The sequence below is a fragment of the Sorangium sp. So ce1335 genome, assembly GCF_051521615.1.
Lineage (GTDB): Bacteria > Myxococcota_A > Polyangia > Polyangiales > Polyangiaceae > Sorangium.
On the sequence record NZ_CP150363.1, the window covers coordinates 9,114,882 to 9,130,392 of the forward strand.

Here is a 15,511-nt window from a genome sequence, read left to right on the forward strand (position 1 = left end):
CCCTCCCGGCCCACGCCCGGGAGCGGGCAAGTCACCGCGCCGGAAGAGCTCTCGAGCTCACCGAGGAAACGACATCGCGACATGCCGCTGACGACTCGCACGCTCCGCGTCGTCCACACGACGAGATACACCTACGATCGCCCGGTGGAGCGCAGCGCGCACGATCTGCATCTCCGCCCGGTGGACGACGGCGATCAGCGCGTGCTCTCGCACACGCTCACGCTCGATCCGGCGGTCCCCACGGTGGAGCTCGAGGACGCCTTCGGAAACCGGGTCACGCGCTTCGAGATCACCTCCCCGTATACCGCGCTCACCATCTCGGCGGAATCGGTCGTGGAGCTGCTCGACGCGGATCCGTTCGCGTTCGCGAAGGCGAAGATCCGGCCCGCATTTCCCCTCGTCTGGACCCCCTGGGAGCAGGCGATGATCGCGCCGTACGTGCGCCCGGTCGAGCTTCCGGAACACCAGCTCCAGGAGCTCTTCCGTCATGCCATGTCGTTCGTCGCGCGAAACGACGCGGACCTGATGGAGACGCTCTTCGACATCAACCTGACGCTCTTCCGCGAATACCAGTACGCGCCGGGCTCGACCGACCTGTCGACAACCCCTCACGACGTCTTCGTGAACCGGCGCGGCGTCTGTCAGGATTTCGCGAACCTGTTCATCTGCCTCGCGCGGCTCCTCGGCGTTCCGGCGCGCTACGTGTGCGGGTACATCTATACCGGCAATGTCGGAACGACCCGCGCGGGCTCCGACGCGACGCACGCGTGGGTGCAGCTCTACCTCCCGAACATCGGCTGGAAGGGGTTCGACCCAACGAACGGCGTGCTGACCAGCGTCGATCACGTGCGCGTCGGCCACGGCGGCAACACCATGGACGTCACTCCCACGGCGGGGACGCTCTACACGCCGGCCACGGAGACGATGACCGTCGATGTGACGGTGTCCGAGGTGCGGTGAGCTCCGCTGCGGTATCGCCCGCGCGTCGACTGGAGCCATCGCGACGCTCGAGAACGCATCGGAGCCCGCGCGAAGACGGCCGCAGGGGCGACGGGCGTCGTGCCCGCCCCTGCGGCCGCGGGGCTGATCGCCGAGGATCGATCGGAAGCGTCCGCGATCCCTCAGCGGGTCGAGATCACTCGGGCATGTCCTGAAGACAGGTGGTGCCCTCCGCCGCGCACTCGCCCTCCGCGGTGGTGGCCGCCATCTCGCCGCACGTCGTACACTCCGCGCTCCGCTCCCCGCCTTCCTCGGAGCACACGTTGTAGCAGGGGTCGCCCTCGGCCGCGCCGCAGGCCTCGCAGATACAGTCCGTGAGCGCAACGTACTTCGGCACCGACGACTCACACAGATCGGCCGAATCGGCCCCCAGGAGCAGGGGCGCCGAGCAGCTCACACAGTCCGCGTCTTCACCACCACCACCGCCGCCTTCTCCTCCGGTATCCTCGCCGCCGCCGCCGCCGGTGCCGGCGCCGGTCGTGCTGCTCGAGGAGGTCGTGCTGCTCGCGGTCGTCCCGCCGCTCGTGTCCTCGCCGGAGTCGTCTCCGCACCCCGCGACGAATGCGGTCGCGCCGAGCATGAGAGCCATCGAGACAGTGCCAACAAAGTGGATGCTACGCATGATGTCCTCCAGCGCTTGAACGAGCGCCAGCTTTCGAAAGTCGCATCGTCACCGGTCCCACCGGGACATGCCGGTCGCGGCGTTCCCCGCGCGCCGGCGGTGGCACCCTACTCCACCCAGGCTGTGGCGCTCAACAGTCTTCGATACGCGCGCAGCGACGGCTTTCCGAGCTTCGCCCCGCGCGCGACCGAAATACAGTGACATGGGCCCGACGAGGACGCGCTCGCCGGGATCCTCGGATCGGGAATCGCCTGACCCCGGCCCCGGACAGCGGGAGACCCGCAGTTGCCCGCCGCGGACCGAGCGCGGCGTCGCAGCGGGCGGCGATGGCGCCTGGGCGTCGTGCCGAATCCAGCGAGTCACGATTTCCGAGCCGCCTTGTGCTCCACGAAACACCGCGCGACGAAGCCCGGAAAGGGCCCGCGCGCGCCGGCTCCGCGCAGGGACTCGCGCTGTCGATCGACCGGGTGAGCCCGGAGATCGAGGTGGACGTCGCCGGGAGCGATCACGCGGCATGAGCGTGGAGGCTGGAAAGCGCCCGTGTTCGCGGCCGAGCGGCCCGGAGCTGCTATGATGAAAGGCGCGACGCTCGCAGCCGCCCGCGGCCGCAGATCCGGACATCGCTCTGCGATCGTGGGTGCCGGGCGCCGGCGACACGGCCCCACGCGCGCCGCTCAGGCGCCGGCGGCGCGCGCTCGTCGCGCTTGTCATACGGTTCAGGGCACGGGGAGGGTACGATGAGCTTTCGGTTGCGCGTGTGGCTGTTGGCGATGCTCGCGGGCCTGTGCGCCTGCGCGAGCGCGCCCGTGCAGTGGCCCTCGCCCGAGGGGCAGCGGAGGCTCCCGCCCGCACGGGAGATCAACGCGATCGCGCAGCCGGATACGTCGCGCCCGGTGGCGATCGTCGGGGCCACGCTCATCGACGGCCGCGGAGGCCCGCCCGTGCGGGACGCCGTCGTCGTCGTCCGCGGCGATCGCATCGTCGCCGCGGGCGCGCGCGGCACAGCGGACGTCCCGGCCGGCGCGGAGATCGTCCGCGGCGCGGGGCTCTCGGTCCTGCCCGGCCTCATCGACGCGCACTTCCACCTCTACGGCGACGACGGGCTGCCCGGGCTCTTCCTGCAGCGCGGCGTGACCTCGCTGCGCGACCCCGGGCAATGGATCGAGGCGTACGACGCCGCGCGCAAGCTCGGCCCGGCGCCGCGGCTCTTCCTGGCGGGGCCGCTGCTCGACGGGCCGGATCCCGCCTACCCGGAAAGCGCGCTGATCGTGCGCGACGCAGCCGAGGCGCGCTGGGCGGTCGACCAGCTCGTCGAGCGCGGGGCGTCGGCGATCAAGGTCTATTTCCGCCTGCCGCTCGGGCTCGTCGAGGCGGTCGCGCAGGCCGCGCACGCGCGCGGCGTGATCGCCACCGCGCACCTCGAGACGGTGGACGCCGCGGCGGCGATCCGGGCCGGGCTCGACGGCATCGAGCACATCACGTCGCTCGGCACGGCGCTCGTGCCGCCGCGCGAGGCCGAGCGCTACCGGCAGGCGGTGATCGCCTGCAACGAGGCGCGCGTCGAGGGCCGCTACGAGCTCTTTCGCGGCATCTCCCTCGGCGCGCCGCGGACCTCCGCGCTCCTCGGGCTGCTCGCGGCGCGCGGCACCTTCGTCACCCCCACCCTCGCCGTCTTCGAGCGCCGCGCCGGCGACGAGGGCGCGACCGAGACCCACGTGCGCGGCTTCGAGAACATGATGCGGCTCACCGGCGCCGCGCGGCGCGCCGGCGTCCGGGTGGTCGTCGGCTCTCACGGCGTGGCGCCGCGCGCCGAGCGAGGGTGGGCCTACCAGCGCGAGATGGAGCTGCTCGTCGAGAGCGGCCTGTCGCCCATGCAGGTCCTCGTCGCCGGCACCCTGGAGAACGCCCGGTTCTTCCGCATCGACGATCGCCTCGGCAGCGTCGAGCCGGGCAAGCTCGCCGATCTCGTCCTTGTGGAGGGCGACCCGCTCGCCGACATCGGGGCGATGCGCCGGGTGAAGCGGGTCATGTTGAACGGGCAATGGGTCGCCTCACCTCAGGGCGACTGAGCCGCGCGCAGCGGGGCGTCCGCGGGCGCCGCGGGCTGGCCGTGCGCGCCGCGGGCTGGCCGTGCGCGCCGCGGGGCTGGCCGCGGCGCGCTCCGGCGAGGGCCTCTCAGCCCATCTCGACCTCGACACGCACCGTCTTGCCGGCGGGGGCCAGGGGGATCACGTTGCCCTCGACCGCCTTGCCGTCCACGGTGAGCTTCTTGACGCCCTTGCACACCCCCGAGTTCTTGACGCTGATCTCGTAGGTGGCGCCGCGGAAGCGGCGGGAGATGGAGAAGCTCTTCCACGCCTTGGGCACGCACGGGTCGAGCTTCAGCCCGTCGTACTGCGGCTGCACGCCGAGGATCCCCTGGCTGACGGACACGAACGTCCACGCCGCGGTGCCGGTGAGCCAGGCGTTCTTTGCCTCACCGAAGACCGGGGCGTCCTTGCCCGCGATCATCTGCGCATAGACATAGGGCTCGGCCCGGTAGGTCTCGATCTGGCTCTCCTTGGCGGAGGGGCAGATGGAGAGATAGTACTCGAGCGCGCGCTCTCCCTCGCCCAGGAGACACCACCCCAGGTGAATCCAGGTGTTGTTGTGGCAGAAGATGCCGGCGTTCTCCTTCACGCCCGGCGGGTACGAGGTCACCTCGCCGAGCTCCAGGTGATAGGTCGAGTACGCGGGCTGCTGCAGCACGATGCCGTTCTTCGTGTAGAGGTGCTTGTGCACGCTCTCCATCGCCTGCTTCGCGCGGCCGTTGTCCGCGCCGGCGCCGCCGAGCACGCACCAGCCCTGGCTCTCGATGAAGATCTTGCCCTCCTCGTTCTCCTTGCTGCCGACCGCGCGGCCCTCGGCGTCGTAGGCGCGGCGGTACCACTCGCCGTCCCAGGCCTCCTTCTCGACGACGGCGAGCATGTCCGCGTGGTGCCCGCGCATGCGGTCGGCGTCGGACCGCTGGCCCATCCAGTCGTAGAGCGCGGCCATCTCGCGGCTGGCGTAGAGGAAGAGGCCGGCGATCATCACGGACTCGGCCTTCGAGTCCTTCACGTCGCCCGCGGTCTGGAAGCTCTCGTTCGGCTCGGTGCTGAAGCAGTTCAGGTTCAGGCAGTCGTTCCAGTCCGCGTGGCCGATGAGCGGCAGGCCGTGCGGGCCCCGCTTCTTCATCGTGTACGCGATCGACGTCTCCAGGTGGTGCAGGAGGTCCTCCTTGGAGCCCGGCTTGTCGGCGTAGCCGACGGCCTCCTTGAGGATGCTCCTGTCGCCCGTCTCCTTGATGTACGCGCACGTGGAGAGGATGAGCCACAGGTGATCGTCGTAGAAGTCGCCGCCGATATCGGCGTTCCCCTTCTTCGTCAGCGGCTGGTACTGGTGGTAGCAGGTGCCGTCGCTGAGCTGGGTGGCGGCGATGTCGAGGATGCGCTGGCGAGCGCGCTCCGGGATGAGGTGCACGAAGCCCAGGAGATCCTGGTTCGAGTCGCGGAAGCCCATGCCGCGGCCGATGCCGGTCTCGTACATGCTGGCCGACCGCGAGAGGTTGAAGGTGGCCATGCACTGGTACTGGTTCCAGGTGTTGAGCATGCGCCGCGCGTGCTCGTCCGGACAGTCGGCCTGGAAGTTCGCGAGGAGACCGGCCCAGTCGGCCTTGAGCTGAGCGAACGCGCCGTCCACGACGCCGGGCGCCGAGTACTTGGCCAGGATCTCCTTGCCCTTCTGCTTGTTCATGACGAAGGGCGCCTTGAACTTCGGCAGATCCCCCTGGTCGACGTAGGAGAGCACGAAGCTCAGGGTCTCGGTCGCGCCGGGCTCGAGCGAGAGGCTCACCTGGTGGCTGCCGATGGGGTTCCAGCCGAACGCCTTGGAGTTCGTGGCCTTGCCCCGGGCCGGCACCTGGGCCTCGTGGAGGCCGTGGTGGACGCTGCCGCAGAAGGCGTCGCGGCTCGTGTCGAACCCGTCGACGGCCCGCGTGCAGGCGAAGAGCGTGTAATGGGAGCGGCGCTCGCGGTACTCGGTCTTGTGGTAGATGGCGCTCCCCTCGATCTCCACCTCGCCGATGGAGTAGGTGCGCTGGTAGTTCGTCATGTCATTGAGCGCCTCGAAGAAGCAGAACTCCTGCAAGGAGAAGAGCTGGATGTCCTTCTTCGCGCCGCTCTTGTTGGTGACCCGGGTGCGCCAGATCTCGACGTTCTCGCCGGGGACGATGAAGAAGAGCACCTCGACCTCGACGCCGTTCTTCTCGCCGGTGATCTTCGTGTAGCCGAGGCCGTGGCGGCACTCGTAGCGATCCAGGGCCGTCTTGACCGGCTTCCACATGGGGTTCCACACGACCCCGCCGTCGTTCACGTACAGGTAGCGCCCGCCGACGTCCATGGGCACGTTGTTGTAGCGATAGCGCGTGAGCCGCCGCAGCTTGGCGTCCTTCCAGAACGTGTAGCCGCCGGCCGTGTTGGTGCAGAGGCCGAACATCTCATCCGAGCCCAGGTAGTTGAGCCAGGGCAGCGGCGTGTCGGGCCGGGTGATGACGTACTCGCGGCTCTCGTCGTCGAAGTGGCCGTACTGATTGCTCATGGACGCGCGGTCTCCGTGGATTCGGTGGAGTCGTAAGCTGGGTCGGAAGCGGGGGGCTTCTCTCCCGTGAACGACAGAAAAAAACCCAGCGGCAGGGCTGCCCCGGGTTCGATAGTTCGATAAGCCGATGATGGTTGGGTCAGGGGCCTCCGAGCGAGCTCAGAGGGCCGCCACTCTAGACCCCTGCCGCGCTGGTTGTCAACGGGGCCAGCGGGGGTGTAGGTCGGCGTTTTTCCGGGCGAAATGCGGCACTTCGATCGGTCGCAGCGGTGTCGCGCTCCCGTCGCACTCCATGGCGCGGGCGGTGTGTGGCAGACAACGCAGAATTACGTCGTGGTGCGAATTTTACATTGGGATCTGGGCGCGGATGGCGCGGCGCGGCGAGGCGCGGGGGCCAGGGCGCGCGGGGGCCACGGGTGCTGGATATTCCGGCGGCCCGGTCTTCGCAGGCTCAGCGACCGGTACGCGATCTTCAGGAGCGATGCGCTCCGGGGACCGTACCAGTCGCCGGCACGTCGCTACCGATCCTCGTCGGAGTCGTCGCCGCCGGGCCCCCGGTCCTCGTCGGAGAGCACCAGCCTGCCGATGGCGATCTGGCGTTGCGTGGTCGGATAGTACGTCGTGTTGGTGGCCGTGCTCCAGGTGTGCCCGACGATGGTGCCCCACACGTTCGTGTAGATGCGCATCACGCCGTACCCCGCGCCGGTGGCCCACCGGCCGCCCGAGGACTGCCTGGAGTCGGACGGGCCGTGGTGCGTGTTCGTCGAGTCGACGATGCTCACCTCGTACTGGAACGTGCCCACCACGAAGGGGCTGACGGGAAGCTTTACCCGCGGGGCACGGCGGAGGATCGCGACGTGCCCTGTCGACGACTCGTCCGATGAATAACGCAGGGCGATGACGTCGCCGGCGCGCGCATCGCCGAGGTCGTGGATCCTCTCGAATCCATTCTCCTCGACGATGGCGTCGTGGTACGCGGCGGCGGTCGGGCTCCGGCTACCGAGCCAGCTGCTGAACGACGATTCGGTCCACCCGTAGCTCCGCTTGAGGAGCTCCGTCAAGAAGGTGGCGCACTGCGTCCGGTTCATGTAACGACGCGCGCCGCCCACGCCTGCCCAGGACACGAAGCTGGCAGTCGAATATTCGTTGTTCTCAGGAGCCACGTTATCAACGAGGCGCTCGGCCCACTTGAGATGGCCGACGTCACGCGCGGCCGCAGGGCGCGGCGAAAGCCACGAGAGCCCCGAAAGGACGAGACAAGCGATCCCCAACGGACAACGACGAACGCTCGCCATGATCCACCATGCACTGCAATGTGTTGCTCGGACCGGCGCGTCGCTCTCAGCGCGCGTATTCCCGTGATGTATTAACCACCATCGGGAGACGTCGTTCAACAGAAATTTGCAGCACGAACAATCTTCGGGAGCCGCTTCTCCCACAGGCACACAGAGAGACAGGCACCCTCACCCGCCGGCCGCCGCGCGGGGCGACGCAGGACGCGAGGGCCGCAACGCGGCAAACGCGCTCGCGTAAGCCGCGGCGAAAACGAGGCGATTTCGAGGGAGAACCCGTGTTAACCTGGCCTGTTGTCCAGGAGCACGAGCGGCGCGGGAGAGCGGGCGCGGGTGGCGTGATGAGGAAGAAGGGCGCGCGGCCGGCGGCGGCGGCGGGCCGCGGGCGCGTCACTTCGTCTTGATGCGGAACTCCACGCGCCGGTTCATGGCGCGGCAGCCCTCGTCGTTCGTGAAGCAGAGCGGGGCGGCGGCGCCGTAGCCGGGAGCCGTCATCGGCGTCGTGACGCCGCGCTGGACGAGGTAACGGACCACGGCGTTCGCGCGGCGCTCGGACAGCTTGATGTTGTGCTCCACCGTGCCCTGGTTGTCCGTGTGCCCCTCGACCGTGAGCGAGGTGATCTCCGGGTGCGTCCTCAGGATGTTCGCCACCGCGTCGAGGACCGAGAACGACTCGGGCCGGATCTCGTCCTTGTCGAGATCGTAGAAGATCGGCCGGGCGATCTTGATGCGATCCCCCTCGATCACCGCCTCGGCAGGGGCCGCCGGCTGGACGGGCGCAGGCGGAGGAGGGGGCGGCGGCGCCGCGCTCGCCGCCAGCGACATCTCGGCGTTCGCCGACCCGCACCCCGCCGCCAGGACGCCCATGACCACAAGCCAGATCGCTCGGTTCGCTCGCATTTCGCGGCTCTAGCACGGGGAATCGCCCGAAAAAAGTACGCTCACGGCGCGCTCACGGCCGGCCCGACGCGCCGCGGCCGGCGCCCCGGCGCGACGCCCCGCCCGATCGGCGGGCGGAAGGCGCCGCCGCGATCCAGTATCGTTGCTGCGCGCACGCATGTCCGCCCCCGCGAAGAACCCGAGCCTGATCGTCGGAATCGACCTCGGCACCACGCACACCGTCGTGGCGTGGGCCGAGCGCGACGCCGACCCCGGCGCGATCCGCGTCTTTCCGATCCCGCAGCTCGTGACGGCCACGGAGGTCGAGGCGCGACCGCTGCTGCCGTCGCTGCTCTACGCGCCCGTGCCCGGCGAGGCGCCGGCCGACCCCTTCGGCGACGCGCCGTTCGTCCTCGGCGAGCAGGCGCGCCGGCGCGGCGGCGAGGTCCCCGGCCGGCTCGTCGCCTCGGCCAAGAGCTGGCTCTGCCACCCCGCCGTCGACCGCACGGCGCCCATCCTGCCGTGGGGCGCCGGCGACGAAGCGCCCGACCTGCCGCGCGTCTCGCCGCTCGACGCGAGCGCCCGCGTCCTCGCCCACGTGAAGCGCACCTGGGACGACGCCTTTCCGGATCGACCGCTCGCGGAGCAGGAGGTCGTGCTCACCGTGCCGGCCTCGTTCGACCAGGTCGCGCGCGAGCTCACCGTCGAGGCGGCCCACCGCGCCGGCCTGTCGGCGCGGCTCCTCGAGGAGCCGCAGGCCGCGTTCTACGACTTCATGCGGCTCGCGGGCGCGGGAGGCCTCGACGCCCTGCTCGACCGGTCGGGCGGCGAGGCGATGGTCCTCGTCTGCGACGTCGGCGGCGGCACCACCGATCTGTCGCTCATCCGCGTCGCCCGGCGCGCGGGCGCCGCCGATGGATCCCCGGAGGGCGCTCCCGGCGGCCCGCCCGTCGACGTCTCGCGCGTCGCGGTCGGCCACCACCTGCTGCTCGGCGGCGACAACATGGACCTCGCGCTCGCCCACCTGTGCGAGCCGCGCCTCGTCGGCGCCGGCGAGAAGCTCGACCCGGCGCGCTTCGGGCAGCTCGTGCTCGCCTGCCGCGCCGCCAAGGAGCGCCTGCTCGGCGGCGCGCCGGACGACGGCGAGGCCGCGCCCGCGCCGCCGGACGACGCGCCGGTCACCGTGCTCTCCCACGGCGCGCGGCTCGTCGGCGGCGCGCTGACGACGCGCCTCGGCCGCGAGGAGGTCGAGCGCGTCGTGCTGGACGGCTTCTTCCCGGACACGCCGCGGGACGCCCGCCCGCAGCGCGGGCGCAGCGGGCTCGTCGCGTTCGGGCTGCCGTACGAGCGGGACGTCGCGATCACCCGGCACGTGGCCTGGTTCTTCGCGCGCCACGCGCCGGCGTCGCGCGGGCCGAGCGCGCTGCTCCTGAACGGCGGCGTCTTCCGCGCGCGCCGCGTCGCCGAGCGGCTCGCGCGCGCGATCGAGCGCTGGGGCGGCCCGCCGCTCGACATGCTCCCGCACGCCGACCCCGATCTCGCCGTGGCGCGGGGCGCGGTCGCCTACGGGCTCGCGCTCGCGGGCCGCGGCGTGCGCATCGAGGGGGGCGCGGCGCGCGGCTACTACGTCGGCCTCGAGCCGCCCGCCGGCGGGGGGCCGCGGCCCGCGGTCTGCGTCGTGCCGCGCGGCGCGAAGGAGGGCAGCGTGCACGCGGCGGCCGGGCGGACGTTCGCGCTCGTCGTGGGCCGCCCGGTCCGGTTCGACCTGTTCGCGTCGGACGACGCGCGCGAGGACCGCGCGGGCGACCTCGTCCCGCTCGAGGAGGACCGGTTCGAGGCGCTGCCGCCGGTCGCGGTGGCGTTCGACGCAGGCGCCGCGCGCGCGCGCGGCGAAGAAGGAGGCGGCAAGCGGGCCGAGGTGCGCGTGCAGATCGAGGGAGAGCTCACCGCGATCGGCACCCTGGATCTGGCCTGCGTCGAGGTGGGCGTCCCGGCGCCGCGCCGCTTCCGGCTCGCGTTCGAGCTGCGCGACGACGGCCGCGGCGCGCGCGCCGCCGAGGGGGCGCCAGCCGAGGGGGGCGCGCGCGCCGCCGAGGCCGGGGGAGGCCCGCCGGCGAGGCCGCAGGCGGCGGCGACGCCGGGGGGCAAACGGCTCGACGAGGCGCGGGAGGCGATCGAGCGGGTGTTCGGCAAGGGACGGCCCGACGTCGCGCCGCGGGAGGTGAAGAACCTCGTGCGCGAGCTCGAGCGCGTGCTCGGGGAGCGCGCCACCTGGACGACGGAGACCGCGCGGGCGCTGTTCGACACGCTCGCGCCGAGCGCGCGCTCGCGGCGGCGCTCGGCCGATCACGAGCGCGTGTTCTGGTCGCTCGCGGGCTACTGCCTCCGCCCCGGCTTCGGCGACGCGGGCGACCCGGCGCGCATCGCCGCGCTCGCGCCGCTCTTCGCCGAGCGGCTCGCGTTCCCGCAGGAGGCGCGCTCGTGGCAGCAGTTCTGGATCGCGTGGCGCCGTGTCGCGGGCGGGCTCGACGAGCCTCTCCAGGTGGCCATCCGCGACCTCGCGGATCCGTTCCTCGCCCCGGCCGAGCAGCGGCTGAAGAAGCCGAAGGGGGTGAAGCCGGAGGCGCTCGACGACCTGCTCGAGCTGTGCGCGTCGCTCGAGCGCGTGCCCGCCGGCCGGCGGAGCGAGCTCGGCGCCTGGATCCTGGAGCGCACGTGGACCGACCGCGACGCGCGGCTCTGGGCGGCGATCGGCCGCATCGGGGCGCGCGTACCGGCCTACGCGAGCGTGCACCACGTGGTCTCGCCGGCCGCGGCCGAGCGGTGGCTCGACCACCTGCTGCGCGAGAAGTGGGAGGGGCTGCCGTCCGCCGCGCCGGCCGCGGTGCAGCTCGCGCGGCGGACCGGCGACCGGGCGCGCGACGTGTCCGACCGGACCCGCGGCGAGGTGGAGCGCCGGCTCGTCAAGGTGGGCGCGCCGGAGGCGTGGGTGAGGGCCGTGCGCGAGGTGGTGGCCGTGGAGGAGGCCGAGCGCGCGGCGTTCTTCGGCGAGGGGCTGCCGGTGGGGCTGCGGCTCGTGAGCGAGTGAGGGCCCGACCGCGGCGGCTGGCCCCGTGCGGCGTCGCGCTGGCCCGCGCGTCGCGCGGTGGCGGGGGACTTCCCCCACCCTGCCGGAATGATGGAACCGCCAAGACGCCATAAGACGCCAAGATTTTTATGTTTTCTTGGCGTCTTATGGCGCCTTGGCGGTTCAAAAGCCCCCACCATCCCCCCACCCTGCCGGAATGATGGAACCGCCAAGATGCCAAGATTCTTGTGTTTTCTTGGCGTCTTATGGCGCCTTGGCGGTTCAAAAGCCCCCACCATCGGCCAAAGTACCCCACGATCCGTCGCGCGCGCAGGAGCCGCCGAGCTTGCGTGTCGCTACCGCGATCGTGTCGCGCCGCGCGCCTTGCGCGGCCGGTCGCCCTCGGGGCGAAGGCTCGGCGGCGCTCGCTCCGTCCGCCCCTCTCGCTCCTCCCGCCGCGGCAGGCACATCACCCGCACGGCGACGGACACGCCCTCGACGAAGGCCTCGCGCGTCGCGGCGCCGTACTTCAGGCCGCGCGCCGCAGCGTACAGGGTGTCCGCGAGCTGGCGCCCCGTGACGCCCGCGGGCGCGTAGGCGGCCACGAGCCCGGAGGCGCGCAGGGCCTCCTCCACGGCCTCGACGAACTGCCCCTCGCGATCGGCGACCATGGGTCCGACGAGCTCCTTCGTTGCGGCCGCGATGTCCGCCGCGTCGGACCCGAGCGCGCCGACGAACCGGCCGATCCACGTGTCGAACGCGGCCACGAGCCGCTCCTCCAGGCAGCGCTCTGTGTCGGCCAGGGCGGCCGCGGCGGCGGCGAGCGCGGTGTCGAGGAAGTACGTCACCGACGCGCGAAAGAGCTCCTCCTTCGTGGCGAAGTGGAGGTAGAGGCCCTGTCGCGAGACGTTCGCGGCCCGCGCGACCTCGTCCATCGACGTCTTCCGGAAGCCGAAGCGCAGGAACACCGTGATCGCCGCGTCCATCAGCCTGCGGCGGCGCGGGTCATCGACGGGCGTGTCGGTGGCGCTCCCTTCGCTCACGGTGACTCAAGTTGACAGCATGGGCTCTTCTTGTCAACGTCATACTTGACAACCTGGTCTCAAGACGTAAACCTCGTTCGGTGCGCTCGTCCGATGCCCCGCCCGAGCTCGCGCTCCCGCCAGGCGGCGCGGCCGCTTCCCCCGGCGAGCCGCCCGGGACCTCGCCGCCTGCGCCCCCCGGTCCGTCCGCGGCCGGCGGCCGACTTCGGAGCGCGAAGATCGGCGCCGTCGCCGCTGTTGTCGCGCTCCTCGTTGTCGCGCAGCGCGCGGGCCTCCTCGAGCTCTTCGGCGAGCCCGCGCGGATCAAGCGGGCGCTCGTGGAGCTCGGGCCTTGGGGGTATGTCGCGTTCGTGGCGGCGTACGCGGCGCTCCAGCCGTTCGGCGTGCCGGGCACCGTGTTCATCCTCGCAGCGCCGCTCATCTGGCCCTGGCCGGTGGCGTTCGCGCTCTCCATGGCAGGCACCATGGCGGCGAGCGTCGTGGGCTTCTCCTTCGCTCGCTTCGTCGCCCGCGACTGGGTATCGAAGCGGGTGCCGGCGCGCTTCCACGCCTACGACGAGGCCCTCAATCGGCGGGCGTTCTTGACGGTGTTCGTGCTCCGCCTCGTCCTCTGGATGCCGCCCATGCTCCACGCGTTCTTCGGCGTCTCCGGGGTGCGCTTCTCCACTCACTTCTGGGGCTCGCTGGCCGGTTATCTCCTTCCCTTGCTGGCGACTGCGTATTTCGGAGAGCGGGTCTTCGACGCCCTGCGCGACGCGCCCCCCTCGACGTGGGTCGGCGTGGGCGCCGCTCTGGTCATCGTCACGGTCGGATTCTGGCTCGCCAGGCGCCGCGCCCGGCAGGAGGTCGTCACGTCATGAATGATTCTCAGCGTCGCAAGGGGCTCCGGATCGAGCGGGCGCGCGCTTCCGCTCAGTTCAGCGGCGGCAGGTTCCGGAACCCGTCGGGCGCCGGCCCCGCGATGAACGGCTCGGCGTTGCCCGTGATCGGCGAGTACTTCTTCCGGCGTGGCCGGCGGGCGCCCCCAGGTCCGCTGCCCCTCGCGCGACCTCACGAGACCTGGGCACGACGGAGCGCGACCGGCTTGCGGGTCACGTGGCTCGGCCACAGCACCGTGCTGCTCGAGATCGACGGCCGCCGCGTGCTCACCGATCCGGTGTTCGGCGAGCGCGCCTCCCCCGTCTCGTTCGCAGGCCCGATGCGCTTCCACCCCGTCCCGGCGGCGCTCGGGGAGCTGCCGCCGCTCGACGCCGTCCTGCTGTCGCACGACCACTTCGATCACCTCTGCGCTCCCACCATCGACGCGCTCGCCCGCACGCGGGTCCCCATCGTCACGGCGCTCGGCGTGGGTGCGCACCTCGAGGCGCTCGGCGTCGACCCCGCGCGGATCACCGAGCTCGACTGGCACGAGCACGCGGAGGTGGGCGGCGTCCGCTTCACCGCGACGCCGTCGCAGCACTTCTCGGGTCGCGGGCCGACGAGCGGCAACAAGACGCTCTGGGCTTCCTGGGTCATCGAGGCAGACCGGCGAAAGGTCTTCTTCTCCGGCGACACCGGGCTGTTCCCCGAGCTCGCGGACATCGGACGGAGACACGGCCCCTTCGATCTGGTGATGCTCGAGGTCGGCGCGTACCACCCCGCGTGGGCGGCGATCCACCTCGGCCCCGAGAACGCGCTGACCGCGCTCGAGATGCTCGGCGGCGGCACGCTGCTGCCGGTCCACTGGGGCACCTTCAACCTCGCGCTCCACGACTGGGACGAGCCGGCCGAGACGTTGCTCTCCCTTTCGGCCGAGCGGCGCGCGCGCGTCGTGACGCCGCACATCGGCGCGGCCGTCGAGCCCGAGCACATCGACGCGCCGACGCCGTGGTGGCGCGCCGTCGCCGGCGCGCGCTGAGATACACCGCCGTTCAGGGCAGGGCCGCCGCAGAGCTCCCCGCCGCAGCGCCCGCTCAGGGCGTCCCGCTGCCGCCCGAGGCCTCCTCGATGCAGGCCTCGAGCTCCGGCGTCTGCCGCCAGCCGCACGCGCCCGACGCGTCGCGCTCACACACGCTGTGCGCCGCGTAGCACGCGTATTCGTCCCGGTACTCGCAGGTGGTCGCCATGGGCTCGTCGGCGCAGACCTGCCCGCTGCAGCCGGTCACCACGCACGGCGGGGGCTTGGCGGGCTCTCCGCCGTTGTCCTCGCCCTCGAGGCACTCCTCCAGCGCCGGCGTCTGCCGCCAGCCGCACGCGCCCGACGCGTCGCGCTCGCAGACGCCGTGCTCTGCATAACACGCGTACTCCTCGCGGTACTCGCACGTGGTGATCACGTCCTCGTCGGCGCATACCTGCCCGCTGCAGCCGGTCACCACGCACGGCGCGGGCTCGACGGGCGGTCCGCCGTTGTCCTTGCCCTCGAGGCACTCCTCCAGCTCCGGCGTCTGCCGCCAGCCGCACGCGCCCGACGCGTCGCGCTCGCAGACGCCGAGCTCCGCGTAACACGCGTACTCCTCGCGGTACTCGCAGTCGGTGACCACGTCCTCGTCGGCGCAGACCTGCCCGCTGCAGCCGGTCACCACGCACGGCGCGGGCTCGCCGCGCTTTTCCTCGATGCACGCCGCGAGCTCCGGCGTCTGCCGCCAGCCGCACTCGCCCGACGCGCCGCGCTCGCAGACGCCGAGCTCCGCATAACACGCGTACTCCTCGCGGTACTGACAGGTGGTGGTCACGTGCTCGTCGGCGCATATCTGCCCGCTGCAGCCGGTCTCGAAGCAGGCCCCGGGCCCGCCACCCCCGGGCCCACCCCCCGCCGTCCCGCCGCCTCCGGGCCCGCCGTCGCCCGGGGCCTGACAGCCCTTGCCCTCGGCGCCGGTGAGCAGGGGAACGAAGAGCACGAGCATGGCAAAGACGAGCCGATGACGTTTGCCGAACACATCCATGGTCAAGCCTCCTATCGAGAGATCGACCCTGCCACCCGAAAGCCGCAGGCGCCAGCGCCCTCCTGTCGCTT

At 71.8% G+C, this 15,511-nt stretch carries 11 protein-coding genes; 5 read left to right on the forward strand and 6 right to left on the reverse strand.

Annotated elements, in window-relative coordinates; genetic code table 11:
• The first annotated feature begins 81 nt into the window (after positions 1 to 81).
• Positions 82 to 960, forward strand: coding sequence for a transglutaminase family protein (locus WMF24_RS33810; RefSeq protein WP_437731563.1), 879 nt, complete (start codon positions 82 to 84; stop codon positions 958 to 960).
• 175 nt (positions 961 to 1,135) lie between these two features.
• On the opposite strand, the gene WMF24_RS33815 is transcribed toward WMF24_RS33810, so the two are convergent.
• Positions 1,136 to 1,621 carry a hypothetical protein gene (locus WMF24_RS33815; protein ID WP_437731564.1) on the reverse strand — a complete coding sequence of 162 codons (486 nt, stop codon included), beginning with the start codon at positions 1,619 to 1,621 and terminating at the stop codon, positions 1,136 to 1,138.
• A 737-nt stretch (positions 1,622 to 2,358) separates the two neighbouring features.
• On the opposite strand from WMF24_RS33815, the gene WMF24_RS33820 reads away from it, so the two are divergent.
• Positions 2,359 to 3,690: an amidohydrolase family protein gene (locus tag WMF24_RS33820; RefSeq protein WP_437731565.1), complete on the forward strand. Its 1,332-nt coding sequence runs from the start codon at positions 2,359 to 2,361 to the stop codon at positions 3,688 to 3,690.
• A gap of 106 nt (positions 3,691 to 3,796) precedes the next feature.
• On the opposite strand, the gene WMF24_RS33825 is transcribed toward WMF24_RS33820, so the two are convergent.
• From WMF24_RS33825 to WMF24_RS33835, 3 genes are all read right to left on the reverse strand, one after another.
• The gene (locus WMF24_RS33825) at positions 3,797 to 6,238 is read right to left on the reverse strand and encodes a GH36-type glycosyl hydrolase domain-containing protein (protein WP_437731566.1); all 2,442 of its coding nucleotides are present in this window, start codon (positions 6,236 to 6,238) and stop codon (positions 3,797 to 3,799) included.
• Between the two features lie 518 nt (positions 6,239 to 6,756).
• On the reverse strand, positions 6,757 to 7,401 hold the full coding sequence (locus WMF24_RS33830) for a hypothetical protein (RefSeq protein ID WP_437731567.1): 645 nt from the start codon (positions 7,399 to 7,401) through the stop codon (positions 6,757 to 6,759).
• Between the two features lie 519 nt (positions 7,402 to 7,920).
• The gene (locus tag WMF24_RS33835; RefSeq protein WP_437731568.1) at positions 7,921 to 8,430 is read right to left on the reverse strand and encodes an OmpA family protein; all 510 of its coding nucleotides are present in this window, start codon (positions 8,428 to 8,430) and stop codon (positions 7,921 to 7,923) included.
• Between the two features lie 157 nt (positions 8,431 to 8,587).
• On the opposite strand from WMF24_RS33835, the gene WMF24_RS33840 reads away from it, so the two are divergent.
• Positions 8,588 to 11,497: an Hsp70 family protein gene (locus WMF24_RS33840; RefSeq protein WP_437731569.1), complete on the forward strand. Its 2,910-nt coding sequence runs from the start codon at positions 8,588 to 8,590 to the stop codon at positions 11,495 to 11,497.
• A 335-nt stretch (positions 11,498 to 11,832) separates the two neighbouring features.
• Here WMF24_RS33840 and WMF24_RS33845 read toward each other — a convergent pair whose 3' ends face one another.
• On the reverse strand, positions 11,833 to 12,519 hold the full coding sequence (locus WMF24_RS33845) for a TetR/AcrR family transcriptional regulator (RefSeq protein WP_437731570.1): 687 nt from the start codon (positions 12,517 to 12,519) through the stop codon (positions 11,833 to 11,835).
• An 80-nt stretch (positions 12,520 to 12,599) separates the two neighbouring features.
• Here WMF24_RS33845 and WMF24_RS33850 point away from each other — a divergent pair, with 80 nt between their 5' ends.
• Complete coding sequence (locus WMF24_RS33850) at positions 12,600 to 13,379, forward strand: TVP38/TMEM64 family protein (RefSeq protein WP_437731571.1); 780 nt, start codon at positions 12,600 to 12,602, stop codon at positions 13,377 to 13,379.
• Positions 13,376 to 14,416 carry an MBL fold metallo-hydrolase gene (locus tag WMF24_RS33855; protein WP_437731572.1) on the forward strand — a complete coding sequence of 347 codons (1,041 nt, stop codon included), beginning with the start codon at positions 13,376 to 13,378 and terminating at the stop codon, positions 14,414 to 14,416. Before WMF24_RS33850 ends, WMF24_RS33855 begins: the two co-directional genes overlap by 4 nt.
• 55 nt (positions 14,417 to 14,471) lie before the next feature.
• Here the strand turns inward: WMF24_RS33855 and WMF24_RS33860 are convergent, their stop codons facing one another.
• Entirely contained in the window at positions 14,472 to 15,440 is a 969-nt protein-coding gene (locus WMF24_RS33860) for a hypothetical protein (protein WP_437731573.1), read from the reverse strand.
• Positions 15,441 to 15,511 lie beyond the last annotated feature (71 nt).

Excerpts from the sequence above, each read along its gene's own strand:
- WMF24_RS33840 (WP_437731569.1), top strand. The coding sequence starts at position 8,588 with ATGTCCGCCCCCGCGAAGAACCCGAGCCTGATCGTCGGAATCGACCTC.
- WMF24_RS33820 (WP_437731565.1), top strand. The coding sequence starts at position 2,359 with ATGAGCTTTCGGTTGCGCGTGTGGCTGTTGGCGATGCTCGCGGGCCTG.
- WMF24_RS33815 (WP_437731564.1), bottom strand. The coding sequence starts at position 1,621 with ATGCGTAGCATCCACTTTGTTGGCACTGTCTCGATGGCTCTCATGCTC.
- WMF24_RS33855 (WP_437731572.1), top strand. The coding sequence starts at position 13,376 with ATGAATGATTCTCAGCGTCGCAAGGGGCTCCGGATCGAGCGGGCGCGC.
- WMF24_RS33860 (WP_437731573.1), bottom strand. The coding sequence starts at position 15,440 with ATGGATGTGTTCGGCAAACGTCATCGGCTCGTCTTTGCCATGCTCGTG.
- WMF24_RS33835 (WP_437731568.1), bottom strand. The coding sequence starts at position 8,430 with ATGCGAGCGAACCGAGCGATCTGGCTTGTGGTCATGGGCGTCCTGGCG.
- WMF24_RS33825 (WP_437731566.1), bottom strand. The coding sequence starts at position 6,238 with ATGAGCAATCAGTACGGCCACTTCGACGACGAGAGCCGCGAGTACGTC.
- WMF24_RS33810 (WP_437731563.1), top strand. The coding sequence starts at position 82 with ATGCCGCTGACGACTCGCACGCTCCGCGTCGTCCACACGACGAGATAC.